General features: G+C 53.1%; 14 protein-coding genes and 1 other RNA gene. 6 read left to right on the top strand and 9 right to left on the bottom strand.

Going from position 1 to position 11,847, the window contains the following annotated elements; genetic code table 11:
* Position 1 precedes the first annotated feature (1 nt).
* Positions 2–1,420: a phosphomannomutase gene (locus tag ACH50O_RS14720; protein WP_446808528.1), complete on the top strand. Its 1,419-nt coding sequence runs from the start codon at positions 2–4 to the stop codon at positions 1,418–1,420.
* Positions 1,421–1,493: 73 nt separating this feature from the next.
* Complete coding sequence (locus ACH50O_RS14715; protein ID WP_446808527.1) at positions 1,494–1,940, top strand: hypothetical protein; 447 nt, start codon at positions 1,494–1,496, stop codon at positions 1,938–1,940.
* A 78-nt stretch (positions 1,941–2,018) separates the two neighbouring features.
* On the opposite strand, the gene cysN is transcribed toward ACH50O_RS14715, so the two are convergent.
* Genes cysN through cysD form a run of 5 tightly spaced genes read right to left on the bottom strand, consistent with a single transcriptional unit; the run spans position 2,019 to position 5,679 of the window.
* Entirely contained in the window at positions 2,019–3,644 is a 1,626-nt protein-coding gene (gene cysN, locus ACH50O_RS14710) for a sulfate adenylyltransferase subunit CysN (protein ID WP_446808526.1), read from the bottom strand.
* A gap of 55 nt (positions 3,645–3,699) precedes the next feature.
* Entirely contained in the window at positions 3,700–4,077 is a 378-nt protein-coding gene (locus tag ACH50O_RS14705; RefSeq protein WP_446808525.1) for a type II toxin-antitoxin system death-on-curing family toxin, read from the bottom strand.
* Between the two features lie 2 nt (positions 4,078–4,079).
* On the bottom strand, positions 4,080–4,283 hold the full coding sequence (locus ACH50O_RS14700; protein ID WP_446808524.1) for a hypothetical protein: 204 nt from the start codon (positions 4,281–4,283) through the stop codon (positions 4,080–4,082).
* Between the two features lie 22 nt (positions 4,284–4,305).
* A complete protein-coding gene (locus ACH50O_RS14695; protein ID WP_446808523.1) occupies positions 4,306–4,737 on the bottom strand; it encodes a DUF4124 domain-containing protein in 432 nt (143 codons plus the stop codon).
* A gap of 33 nt (positions 4,738–4,770) precedes the next feature.
* Positions 4,771–5,679, bottom strand: a complete 909-nt coding sequence (gene cysD, locus ACH50O_RS14690; protein WP_101052058.1) for a sulfate adenylyltransferase subunit CysD — start codon at positions 5,677–5,679, stop codon at positions 4,771–4,773.
* 90 nt (positions 5,680–5,769) lie between these two features.
* Between cysD and ACH50O_RS14685 the strand changes: the two genes are divergently transcribed.
* Both ACH50O_RS14685 and ACH50O_RS14680 read left to right on the top strand, forming a co-directional pair.
* Positions 5,770–6,192, top strand: a complete 423-nt coding sequence (locus tag ACH50O_RS14685) for a hypothetical protein (protein WP_446808522.1) — start codon at positions 5,770–5,772, stop codon at positions 6,190–6,192.
* A gap of 115 nt (positions 6,193–6,307) precedes the next feature.
* A complete protein-coding gene (locus tag ACH50O_RS14680) occupies positions 6,308–7,678 on the top strand; it encodes an O-linked N-acetylglucosamine transferase, SPINDLY family protein (RefSeq protein ID WP_446808521.1) in 1,371 nt (456 codons plus the stop codon).
* Here ACH50O_RS14680 and trxC read toward each other — a convergent pair.
* Genes trxC through ACH50O_RS14660 form a run of 4 tightly spaced genes read right to left on the bottom strand, consistent with a single transcriptional unit; the run spans position 7,673 to position 10,347 of the window.
* Positions 7,673–8,107: a thioredoxin TrxC gene (trxC, locus tag ACH50O_RS14675; protein WP_446808520.1), complete on the bottom strand. Its 435-nt coding sequence runs from the start codon at positions 8,105–8,107 to the stop codon at positions 7,673–7,675. The genes ACH50O_RS14680 and trxC overlap by 6 nt on opposite strands.
* A gap of 26 nt (positions 8,108–8,133) precedes the next feature.
* Positions 8,134–9,087: a zinc metalloprotease HtpX gene (locus ACH50O_RS14670; protein WP_446808519.1), complete on the bottom strand. Its 954-nt coding sequence runs from the start codon at positions 9,085–9,087 to the stop codon at positions 8,134–8,136.
* A gap of 3 nt (positions 9,088–9,090) precedes the next feature.
* Complete coding sequence (locus ACH50O_RS14665; protein ID WP_446808518.1) at positions 9,091–9,399, bottom strand: chaperone modulator CbpM; 309 nt, start codon at positions 9,397–9,399, stop codon at positions 9,091–9,093.
* A gap of 3 nt (positions 9,400–9,402) precedes the next feature.
* Entirely contained in the window at positions 9,403–10,347 is a 945-nt protein-coding gene (locus tag ACH50O_RS14660; protein WP_446808517.1) for a DnaJ C-terminal domain-containing protein, read from the bottom strand.
* A 259-nt stretch (positions 10,348–10,606) separates the two neighbouring features.
* Here ACH50O_RS14660 and ssrA point away from each other — a divergent pair.
* Positions 10,607–10,987, top strand: a transfer-messenger RNA (tmRNA) gene (ssrA, locus tag ACH50O_RS14655).
* 322 nt (positions 10,988–11,309) lie between these two features.
* A complete protein-coding gene (locus ACH50O_RS14650; protein ID WP_446808516.1) occupies positions 11,310–11,573 on the top strand; it encodes a type II toxin-antitoxin system Phd/YefM family antitoxin in 264 nt (87 codons plus the stop codon).
* The last annotated feature ends 274 nt before the right edge of the window (positions 11,574–11,847 follow it).

Raw genomic sequence — 11,847 nt, 5'->3', positions numbered from 1 at the left:
CATGACAACAATCAACATCCAACAAATGATGGCCGACAGCGGCGTGGCCTTTGGCACTAGCGGCGCGCGCGGCCTGGTTAGGCAAATGACCGGCGAGGTCTGCGCTGCTTATACGCTGGCGTTTATCCAAGGTTTAAATCTGGCACGGCGCGGCCAAAAGATCGCATTGGGTATGGACTTACGGCCCTCCAGTCCGGAAATTGCCCAAGCCTGTGTGGCGGGTATTCGTCAGGCTGGCTGCGAAGTGGATTTTTGCGGGGTGTTGCCGACGCCGGCTTTAGCCCTGTATGCGCTGACGCAAGGTTTGCCGGCGATCATGGTGACCGGCAGTCATATTCCATTCGACCGCAACGGTATCAAGTTTTATCGGGCCGACGGCGAGATCAGCAAGGCCGATGAAGCGGCAATGACCAGTGCGACGGTGGATGTGCAGCATGTGTCTGCGGAATTGCCGGCTGTTAACCCGGCTGCGCTCGGGCAATTTCAGGAGCGCTACACCAGCTTGTTTGCGCATGATTTGTTAAACAGCTGGCGGGTGGGTGTTTACGAACATTCCAGCGCCGCGCGCGATGTGCTGAAAGACGTGCTGGCGGAGCTGGGCGCCGAGGTGATCGGCTTGGAACGCACAGACACTTTCGTGCCTATCGATACCGAAGCAGTCGGCGAGGCTGATCGGCAGCGCGGCCGCGACTGGGCCGCCGAATACAAACTGGATGCGCTGATTTCCACCGACGGTGACGGCGACCGGCCCTTGATCGGCGATGAAACCGGCGAATGGCTGCGCGGCGACATCGTCGGTTTGCTGTGCGCGAAGTTTTTGGGTGCGGACACGGTGGTGACGCCTGTGAGTTGTAATACCGCTATCGAGGCCTCCGGCTGGTTCAAGCAGGTGATACGCACCCGGATTGGTTCGCCTTACGTGATTGCCGGTATGGAACAAGTGACCAGCGGCGGTGTGGCCGGCTTCGAGGCCAACGGCGGCTTCCTGGCTGGAAACGGTTTGTCCGTGAACGGCAAAGCCTTGGCGCCATTGCCCACTCGCGATTCGCTGCTGCCGGCCTTGGCTTTGTTGGCGATGGCGAGTACCCAAGGCGTGACATTATCGGGACTATTGCAAGGCTTGCCGCAGCGTTACACCGCCAGCGACCGTATTCAGGAGTTTCCGGTCGTCAATAGTCGTGCTCTTCTGGAACGCTTGCAAGCCGATGAAACCGCCTATCGTGGATTGTGGGGCGACAAATTGGGCGCGCCGGTCAGTAGCGATACTACGGACGGCTTACGCTTGACCTTCGCCAACGGCGAGATCGTGCATCTGCGCCCCTCCGGCAATGCGCCGGAATTGCGTTGTTATGCCGAGGCCGACGCTATGGCGCGCGCGGAAGAATTGGTGTCTGCAACTCTAAAGCGAATTGCCGGCTAAGCGCTTAATCCGCCGTTAAGCTTCCGTGTTGTATCGTCTAATCTCGATAATAACTAAATACGAGGGTAACACCATGCAACATAAAGCAATTTTATTCAGTTCTTTAGTATTGGTTTCCGGCGCTGCGTTTGCACAATCGGCGGTATTGGAAGGTGTGGCTAAACAAGCGGCGAAAGACACGGCAACATCGGTAGCCCCTGGCGCGGTGAAGGGTGTCGAACAGGCCGGTCAGGCTGCGAATCAGGTGCAACAAGTTCAGCAGGGTGTGCAAAGCGCGCCCGCCGTTCTAAAAGATCAAGCTCAGGAAGTCGTTAAAGACGCAGCTCAACAAAAACTGGAGCAAGCGGTACCGGCGGAAGTCAAACAAGGCGCCGAAACCTTGAAGGCCAACAAGGAGAAAGTCACCGAATTGAAAGGAAAGGTAGACGCTGCGCCTAAATCAACCGGCGAAGCGGTCAAAGCGGTTAAAGGTAAAGCCAAGCAAAAAGCGGCGGCAAAAGCGCTGGATTTGTTGAACTAATCGACTGGAAAAAGGGCGGCGAGGTTCTACGCCGCCCTTCCTAAATCTCGCCAAGACCAACGCTTGGCGAGTTCATTACTAACGAATCACTTCCCGATTTTTCAACGCCACGTAAATCTCATCGACGTTGTATTGATCGCAATCGAAACTCAGATCGGCTGAAGCCGGTTTTTCATCCAGACACAAGCACAACAAGCCGGCGTTTTTGATCGCATTAGCCAGCGCATCGGTAGCTTGTTCCAATACCGTGGTAGCGTGGCCCGTGTCGAACAGTTTGCGTTCCAGCTGATAAGCTACTTGCTGGGCATTGGCGCCGCTCAAGGCGATGATGCTGGCGGTTTGGCTGAAGCGTATCGCTCGTTCCGCGGCGGACACCGGCGACCAGTCTTCCGCGCTGGCGTCGCCGGTGATCATACCTGCGCCGACCGTGACATTGGTTAGGCGGTCTATGACGATGAACGAGCCGGTGGTTTTATTGCGTTTGTAAGGATCAAACACCACCGGCGCATTGGCCGCCACGGTGCATGAGCCGATTTCGTTGAGTTTCAACTCGTTGGCATCGTGGTGTTCCAGGGTGTTGACGTCGATGCGATGATGAATCATCGATATCGAGCCGGACACGCTACGCGTCGCCAGTTTAATCACGTATTGCCGGCCAGGCACCATGGCTTGTTCGGTCATCCAGACGATGGTGGCCTTGAATTTGTCGGCGATGCTGGGCGCGGCTTGTTGTTGACCCAAGATAATGTCGCCACGGCTGACGTCGATTTCGTCTTCCAGGGTCAAAGTGACGGCCATGGCCGCAAAAGCCTCGTCCAACTCGCCGTCGAAGGTGACGATGGATTTGATTTTGCTGGTTTTGCCTGATGGCAATGCCGTGATTTGATCACCTCTTTTGAATACGCCGGAGGCGACGGTGCCGCAGAAGCCGCGAAAATCCAGGTTGGGGCGGTTAACGTATTGCACCGGGAAACGGGCGTCGTCAAAGTTATGGTCGCTGGCGATTTCGATGCTGTTCAACAATTCCATCATAGGCATGCCGGTAAACCAGGGCATGTTTTCGCTGGGGTTGACTACGTTATCGCCGTCCAAGGCCGACATCGGGATGAAATGTACGTCGTGTAGATCCAGGGTTTTGATAAATGCCAGATAGTCGTCCTGAATCTTGTGGTAAGTCTCTTCGCTATAGCCCACCAAGTCCATTTTGTTGATGGCGACGATGATGTGCTTCAGGCCCAGCAAGGAGGCGATGAAACTATGACGTTTGGTTTGGGTTTGCACGCCGTAACGGGCGTCGATCAAAATCACTGCTAAGTCGCAGGTCGAAGCGCCAGTGGCCATGTTGCGGGTGTATTGCTCATGGCCCGGCGTGTCGGCGATGATGAATTTACGCGTCGAGGTCGAAAAATAGCGATAAGCCACATCGATGGTAATGCCCTGCTCGCGCTCGGCCTGCAAGCCGTCAACCAGCAAGGCCAAATCGATCTTGCCGGCGCCGGTGGTGCCGGACTTCACACTGTCGGCCTGCACCGCCGCCAGTTGGTCTTCGTAAATCATTTTCGAGTCGTGCAATAATCGACCGATCAAGGTACTTTTGCCGTCGTCGACATTGCCGCAGGTTAAGAATCGCAGTAATTCCTTGCGTTCGTGTTGCGCCAGATAGGCGTTGATGTCGGTGCTGATTAAGTCGGATTGGTGGGACATGGGATTCCTAAGTGCCTTATTTGTTATAAAAAGGTGCTGCGCTTTGTTAAAGCGCTTAATTGCAATGCTGTTTTAAAAAGTTTGCTAAATCATCACGACTCAATTGCCGGGTTGCTACATTGATCACCCACTCGTAAAGTTGGGTGTTGCTCATCGCCGGCTGTTTATGATTGGCAGCCAGAAAAACCAGCATACAGGCCGCAGCGGCCCGCTTGTTGCCATCCAGAAACGGGTGGTTATTGGCCAGCGAATAGCAATATTGAGCTGCGGTTAGAAAAATGTCGCCGCTGTAATGCCAGGATTGTTGGGCCGCTCCAAGCGCCGATTCCAGCAACGTTTCATCTCTGATTCCTTGCGTACCACCGAAGCGTTCTATTTGTTGCCGATGTATCGTTAATACCAATGTTTTTGAGATAAAAAACAAGTCGGGCATTGTTACTGCGCTAATTTCGCAAAGGCGTCGGCATACTGATCCATCAGTTGTTGATGAATCTTTAAGGCTTCTTCACCGTTAATTACTGTGTCGGGTGACGATTGTTGTTGTTTGTGTTCCAAAAACAATACGAAATCCAATACCTCCGCTTGTAGATGGGGTTCCAGTCTTACAAGGTGTTCTTGTATTTCTTCATGTAATTGCATGAGTCACCGTCAAAATTAAGACTTATTGACACCACTGTTTTTCGCAGGGAATGCCGTCATTGTTACCATCCATTTTGGTGTCCGGACAGTTATTGATGAAAAAAGTCGCTTCTTCGCAAGAAGTCATTTGAGAACAATAAGTGCGGCCATCGCATCTGTAATTTGGCGATTTATTGACAGTAGGGCCAGCATTTGGAATTGATTTCACTGGCTCCGTGTTTGAGGCGCTTTGGAAGAAGCCTTTCAGCTTTTCGGTGATTCTGGACAGAAATGACTGTTCGGCTTTGACTTCCGCAAGTGGTTGCAACTCCAAGGGTTTGCGGTTGGTGTTGCTATCGCATGCAGTATCGGAATAGATAATCCGGCCGTTCGCATCGGTGCATTTATAAACTGCGCCTGAGCTGTCTACTGCATAAAGCACGATAAACACCAAGAATAAATTTCTGATCGCCATGAGCGCTGCCGTATTCCGCATACTGCCGGATAGTTAGAAGTAACCTTCGCGCTTCTTCTGCTCCATGGACCCGGCTTGGTCGTGGTCGATTAAACGGCCCTGGCGTTCGGAGGTAGTGGTCAGCAGCATTTCCTGGATGATTTCCGGCAGCGTAGTCGCCGTCGATTCAACCGCACCGGTCAAGGGGTAACAGCCAAGCGTGCGGAAACGTACCATTTTCATTTCCACTTTGTCGTCCGGGCCGATTGGCATGCGCTCGTCATCGACCATGATCAGCATGCCGTCTTTTTCGACCACCGGCCGCTCTTTGGCAAAATACAACGGCACGATGGGGATGTTCTCCAGATGGATATATTGCCAAATGTCCAGCTCGGTCCAGTTGGATAGCGGGAACACGCGGATGGACTCGCCCTTGTCGACCTTGCCGTTATAGATGTTCCAGAGTTCCGGGCGTTGATTTTTTGGGTCCCAGCGGTGATTTTTATCGCGGAACGAATATACCCGTTCCTTGGCGCGGGACTTTTCCTCGTCGCGGCGCGCACCGCCGAAGGCCGCGTCGAACTGGTATTTGTTTAGGGCTTGTTTCAAGCCGTCGGTTTTCATCACGTCGGTATGTTTTTTACTGCCGTGCGTGAATGGGCCTATGCCTTGGGCGACGCCTTCTTCATTGATATGCACGATTAAATCCCAGCCTAGATCTTTCGCCATGTTGTTACGAAACTCGATCATTTCCCGAAATTTCCAGGTGGTATCGACATGCAATAAGGGGAAGGGTGGTTTGCCGGGGAAAAACGCTTTGCGCGTCAAATGCAGCATGACCGCGGAATCCTTGCCGATCGAATACAGCATGACCGGCTTTTCAAATTCCGCTGCCACTTCGCGAATGATATGGATGCTTTCTGCTTCGAGCTGTTTCAGATGGGTTAATTTATAATCGGTCATCAAATATCCGGGGCGCACGGCCATGTTTGCGGGGAGGTATAAGCCCGGTATTTTAAAGGCAAACCCCCATCGACGCTATCGGCAAAGCTTATGAGACAGATACACGGATTGGAAAAGTTGGTTGAGCAACAGTCAGGGCGGCTCAACGCGCAAAAATTGGCCGACCTGTTGCTGACCGATTTGCGCCAGTGCCGTTGCAGTATTTACGGCACTATAGGCGATGACGACAAGGTGTTGCTGGCGGAGTTGGATTTGTTGGCGGACAGCCTGGAATATGAGATGTTCGATCAACGCATCGATTTGATCGTCGCTGGGCCGATATTGCGCAACGACTGCGTGCCGTTGATTTATCGCCTGCAAGGCGAACAGTTTGCCATTAGCGGCCGCTGCTCGATGATCGCCCGAGTCTGCGGCGTGGATTTATATCTGCAGCGCAGTTATACCGGCGTGATTGGCGATGTTGCCAGGCAAAAATTCTCAATTCCGCTGAAACCGCTACTGCAAAACTTGTAGCACTTTGCTCGATACCCCAATAAAACCGGCAAGGCAACGGATTTGGGGTACCATGAGGTTCAGGCCCCGCGTATCTGCGCAGGCCATTGGGCAGGATGGCGACGGAGTCAGACAGATGAAATTCTATGATCGCAGTCGTAGCCTTTGCGAGTGGGAGCGTTTCGAGGAATGGCGCGATAAAATGCGCGTCAGCCTGGCGGCTCAGGAGAGTAATAAAGTATCGCCTTTTCATTTGCTGTCGATACCGGGCGTGTCGGCAGCTGAACAGCGGCTGTGCGCCGATCTGTGGTTGAAGGAGCGTATAGACGCCAGTGCTGACGAACGCGCGGGTTTAGCTTTTAGTTACGATAAGATAAACAAGTCTAAAATTCGCTTGGGCTATTTGTCCTGCGATTTTCATGAACATGCTACGGCTTTTTTGTTGGCGGAACTGTTCGAAGCCCATGATCGAGAACAGTTTGAAGTGTATGCATACTCCTACGGCCCGGACGACGGCCTGGGCATGCGCCAGCGGCTGTGCGAGTTTTTCGATAGCTTTGTCGATCTGCAAGCATTGTCACTATCCGAAGCCGCGCAAGCCATCCACCGCGACAACATCGATATTCTGATCGACCTAAAAGGCTACACGCGCGGCACCCGCACCGAGATTCTCAGCTACCGGCCGGCGCCGATTCAAGTCAATTATCTGGGTTACCCCGGCACCTTGGGTGGCGATTTTTGCGATTACATCATTACGGATCCTTACCTGACGCCTGACGCCAGCGCGGCCGATTACAGCGAAGCCTTTGCCTACCTGCCAGACAGCTATCAACCGCACGGCCGGCATGCCGAGATCGGCAAACCCACCAAGCGCGCGCAACATGGTTTGGACGAGCATAGCTTTGTATTTTGCTGTTTCAATCAGGCCTACAAAATCACCCCTGACGTGTTCGATATTTGGTGCCGGCTGTTGTACAGCGTGCCGGGCAGCGTGCTGTGGTTGCTAAAAAATTCCAAAGCCAAGGGGCGGCTACGAAACGAAGCCTATCAACGCGGCATTTCACCGGATCGATTGATATTTGCCGACGATTTGCCGCAAATTGAACACTTGGGGCGTTTAGCGTTGGCTGATTTGGTGCTGGATACCCAGCCTTACAACGCTCACACCACGGCCAGCGATGCGTTGTGGGTGGGCGTGCCGATAGTCACGTGCGTCGGCGATACCTTTGCATCGCGGGTGGCCGGGAGTTTGTTGCATGCGATTGGCTTGCCGGAATTGATTGCCGCCGATTTGGAAGGTTATTACGATCTGGCTTTGGAGTTGGCGAGCAACCCGGCGCGTTTAAGCGAAGTCCGGCAAAAGCTGGCCGACAATCGCCTGAGTACGCCGCTATTCGATATCAAGGCCTATACCCGGCATTTGGAAGCCTTGTATAAAACCATGTGGCAGCGGTATGCCGCCGGCGATCTACCCACGGCGATAGGGCAAACCGAACCGCGTCTATAACTGGCTATTCACCCAGCGCACGATGTCTGGCGCGCTCAGTGCGCCGGCTTGTCTGGCCAGTTCCCGGCAGGCTTTGAACAGAATCAGCGTCGGAATGCTGCGAATATTGTAACGGGCGCTGAGGTGTTGCTCGGCTTCGGTGTCGACTTTGCCCAATCGCGCGCGCGGTTCTAAAATTTGCGCGGCTTGGGCAAACGCCGGCGCCATCATTTTGCAAGGCCCGCACCAGTCCGCCCAAAAATCCACCAGCAGCGGAATATCGTTGCGCGTTAGATGGGTTTCAAAGCTTTTCGCTGTCAGCGGCAAGGGATGGCCATTGAATAATATTTGATGGCATTGTCCGCATTTAGGACTTTGTGACAGACGAGCCGCCGGCAGGCGGTTGACGGCCAGGCAATGCGGGCAGACTAGATGCAGGGATTCGGACATGTTGTTATCTCAAGTAAATAAGCCGATTATCGCCACAAACCTCCGATGCGCCAACGTGCCGGCCGGATAACCACCCGGTTACCATAGCCCGGTAAGAGGAACGGTTCTTGCCAAAGTGTCTGCGGCCGGCTCGGGCTCAAAGCTTGCAGGCGGCGGATGCGCTCTGCTGTGGGCGGATGTGTGCGCAGCCAGGATGGTTCCGGATTGCCCCAACCCGGCAGCAAAATCGACAACCAGCTGCCGCTGGCTTTTTCAATATGCACCAAAGCCGATGCCAAACCTAAAGGATCGCCGGTCAGCGCCGCCGCATTCAGATCTGCATCGTATTCGCGGATGCGGGATAAGCCCAGCTGCATTAGCAAGGCTAAATGCGGCGAGAACAACAGCAGTAATAAGCCCGGCCAATTGATTTGAAAATCGATCTCGCCAAACACCAGTAACGGCAGCGATAGTAGCAAAAACAACTGTCCGGTCGCGGCGAACAAAGCGGTAATTCGGCTAATCGCATCGGCTAAGCCCATCACCCGCAAATCGTTATTGGCGATATGCGCCATTTCGTGCGCCAATACCCCGGCCAGTTCCCGCGAATTAAGTTGTTTGAATAAACCGTCGGTCAAGGCGATGGCCGATTGTTTGCGGTTACCGACTGCAAAGGCATTGATTAGCGGACTGGGAATGTAATATGGCGTCGGAACGCTGGGCAGTTCGGCGCGCTCGGTCAGTACTTGCAGGATTTGCCACAGCGCCGGCGCTTCTTGCGGGTAAATCGGCCGCGCCCGGTAAATGCTTAGTGTCAAGCGCCAAGCCGCCGCCGGTTCGAAGATCAGTGCGAACACACCGGTCGCCAACGCGATCCAGATGCCTTCTTCCCCGAACAACAGACTGCCTGCCAAGGTACAGATTGCCAAAAGCGCCAGCATCAGCAGCACTGTTTGCAGCCGGTTGAGCCAGCTATGACGATGCCAGACTATGCTCTGCATACGCTACTCCAGGCCGGCTCGCCGCAAACGGCGGCGCAATTCGTCTATCTCTTCCTGCATGTCCGCAACCAGCGCGGCCAACTCCGGCACCGCTTCAAAATTGCGTTCCAAGCTGACGATACGCCGTACCCGCACCAGATGCGCGCTGGAAAAACGCCATTCGCTTTGCTTTTGCGGCAGCGGGTTAAGCAAGCCTTCTTCAATATGTCGGGTAATCCATTCCGGCTCAACGGCGCAGATGGCCGCCAGCTGCTGCAAAGTCAGGCCGCTGTCTTCCAGAACGGCATCTATCAAGTTCTCGGCTGATGGCATGCTTTAACTCCTGTGATTTGTGCGCGGGTCGAAGGCCAGTTCACGCGCCATGGTTTCATAAAGTTCTCGGGCTTTTGGCGAGCTGGCAGGCGGCAATACCACCTGAATATCCAGAAGCAAGTCGCCGGGCGTCGCGCTGGGAATACCCTTGCCGCGCAGCCTAAGTTGCTGGCCGCTTTGCGTGCCTTCCGGGATGCGTACTTTTAGGCCGGTATCGAATAAATTCACCGGCACCATCGCCCCCAGTACCGCTTCCCAAGGCGTGATCGGCAGGCTCATGTGCAGATTGCTGCCGTCCACCCGCAAGCCCGGATGCGGATTGAAATGCACTTCCAGCAACAAGTCGCCGGGTTTGCCATTACCCATGCCCGGCGCACCCTGGCCGGCCAGACGAATGATCTGGCCTTCGTAAACGCCCTTGGGAATTTTGACGTTCAAGGTGCGGGTGTCCAAAACCACATGACCGCCGGCATCCATACGCGGCACCCGCAAGCTGATTTGCCGGGCCGCGCCGTTAAAGGCATCGGCTATATCCAGCAGCACTTTGGCGTGATGGTCCTCGCCTTGGGCATGAAAGCCGGTTTGGGTTTCGAACGGCCCGCCGCGCGCCCGGCCCGCGCCCATCTTGCCGAATAATTGGCTGAAAAAGTCGCCGAAATCCGTCGTATCGGTGCTGGAAAATTCGAAGCCGGCATCCCAATTGGGCGGCGGATGAAATTCCTGGCCCGGTTGATAGCCGCGTCCCAATTGATCGTAAGCCGCGCGCTTTTCTGTATCGGACAGTACGGCATAGGCTTCGTTGAGTTCCTTCATGCGCGCCTCGGCATTCGGTTCTTTCGAGACATCCGGATGATATTTGCGCGCCAGCTTGCGGTAAGCCTTTTTGATGTCCGCTATTGCTGCATCGCGGTTGACGCCGAGAATCTGGTAGTAATCTTTATATTGCACGCAGTGGCTCCTGTTGATGCTATGGCGAGGGCTTGGGCGTTATGGTTACTGCTGTTTATAGCGGATAGCTTGGGCTGCGACAACTGATAAAACAAGGTTTATCAACATCGAACGAAATAGGTTTTGAGTTGCCGCAAATCAAGGTTAAATTTAGGGCGACACTGTTCAGGCGATTGCGAATGATGCCCTCTTGAAATAATTGATTTAAAACCTATATAGCTGACAATTATTTTATCGATTTGCTAAAATGAAGTCTCTTGGGGGTGACATGGCTTCGACGTGGGTAGCAAAACCTCAGGTGCATGCCGAGCACAGTACAGCTCGTAAAACCTACTGAAAACAAGTATTCGCAAACGACGAAAACTACTCAGTGGCCTTAGCAGCTTAAAACCTGCACCACTTCTCTGACCAGATGTACTTATGCGTCTGGAGTCTCTTTCGGGAGGCGCTCAGGGATCATATTACATAAGCTCGCGCCAAGGCTTAGTTCGGAGCCCGAAGCGCTAAATCCAATCGAAATCGCTGTTGATCCTCTTGGCCCGACGGGTAGTCAACAGTTAAATCAAAAGCGCGGGATAAGCATGTAGAGCTTGTGGCGGAGTGCTTGCGGACGGGGGTTCAATTCCCCCCACCTCCACCAAGTATAAGTACCAAGAAGTATCAGAAAGTCTCAAAGCCCGCATCTCGCAAGGGATCGCGGGTTTTTTGTTGCCCAAAGAAGTGTCAGTAAATCCCACTACAGCCCACAAAACATGCAGTAAAATCTACAGTAACCGCCAAGATTTACTGTTACTGCAAGCGAAGTTACTGCACAAGTCGCCAGCCCTTGAGGCCTCTAGCTTCCAAGCACTCAGCACTTATTTTTGCTTCTCGTGTGATGTTGAATTTGAGGGCAAGCATTGATTGTTTACGTAAGTTACGTAAGTTACGTAAAATACGGAAAAATACTATTGAGGTGTGTCATGATAGAAGTTCCTGCAACAAAATTTGTCAAAAACTTTGGTCAATACCGTGAACAGGTCCAGAGGGAGGCTATTGCGATTACAAGTCATGGAAGGACCAGCGGTTATTTTCTTTCTGAGCACGAGTACATGGAATACTTGCAACTAAAAGCGAGTTCCAGAAAGGCTTACAACGTTAGTGAACTTCCTGACGAAACGATCAGCGCTCTGGCGACCATAGAAATGGACTCAGCACACGATCATCTCAACAGCTTAGTGGACTGAGGATCGTATGCCTCTACCAGAACCGGAAAGCGGTCTTATTATTTCCTATTCTTAATTTATGGAGGAATGAATACGAAGCTGAAAAATTTGAAGGGCAAAAGAATACGCCCTGCGCAATCATTCTGGTTGTTAAGAATGAAGATGAAAGTAAAAAAGTAACCGTTGCACCTATTACACATACACCGCCAGCCAATCCAGATTTAGCCATTGAAATTCCAGCAAAGGTAAAAAGCCATCTCGGATTAGATTCCGAAAGGTCCTGGATTATTCTTGA

The sequence above is a fragment of the Methylomonas sp. 2BW1-5-20 genome, from assembly GCF_052474515.1.
This window is presented reverse-complemented; position numbering and strand designations above follow the sequence as displayed.

Coding starts and splice junctions, on each gene's coding strand:
- ACH50O_RS14720 (WP_446808528.1), top strand. CDS start 2: ATGACAACAATCAACATCCAACAAATGATGGCCGACAGCGGCGTGGCC.
- ACH50O_RS14715 (WP_446808527.1), top strand. CDS start 1,494: ATGCAACATAAAGCAATTTTATTCAGTTCTTTAGTATTGGTTTCCGGC.
- cysN (WP_446808526.1), bottom strand. CDS start 3,644: ATGTCCCACCAATCCGACTTAATCAGCACCGACATCAACGCCTATCTG.
- ACH50O_RS14705 (WP_446808525.1), bottom strand. CDS start 4,077: ATGCCCGACTTGTTTTTTATCTCAAAAACATTGGTATTAACGATACAT.
- ACH50O_RS14700 (WP_446808524.1), bottom strand. CDS start 4,283: ATGCAATTACATGAAGAAATACAAGAACACCTTGTAAGACTGGAACCC.
- ACH50O_RS14695 (WP_446808523.1), bottom strand. CDS start 4,737: ATGGCGATCAGAAATTTATTCTTGGTGTTTATCGTGCTTTATGCAGTA.
- cysD (WP_101052058.1), bottom strand. CDS start 5,679: ATGACCGATTATAAATTAACCCATCTGAAACAGCTCGAAGCAGAAAGC.
- ACH50O_RS14685 (WP_446808522.1), top strand. CDS start 5,770: ATGAGACAGATACACGGATTGGAAAAGTTGGTTGAGCAACAGTCAGGG.
- ACH50O_RS14680 (WP_446808521.1), top strand. CDS start 6,308: ATGAAATTCTATGATCGCAGTCGTAGCCTTTGCGAGTGGGAGCGTTTC.
- trxC (WP_446808520.1), bottom strand. CDS start 8,107: ATGTCCGAATCCCTGCATCTAGTCTGCCCGCATTGCCTGGCCGTCAAC.
- ACH50O_RS14670 (WP_446808519.1), bottom strand. CDS start 9,087: ATGCAGAGCATAGTCTGGCATCGTCATAGCTGGCTCAACCGGCTGCAA.
- ACH50O_RS14665 (WP_446808518.1), bottom strand. CDS start 9,399: ATGCCATCAGCCGAGAACTTGATAGATGCCGTTCTGGAAGACAGCGGC.
- ACH50O_RS14650 (WP_446808516.1), top strand. CDS start 11,310: ATGATAGAAGTTCCTGCAACAAAATTTGTCAAAAACTTTGGTCAATAC.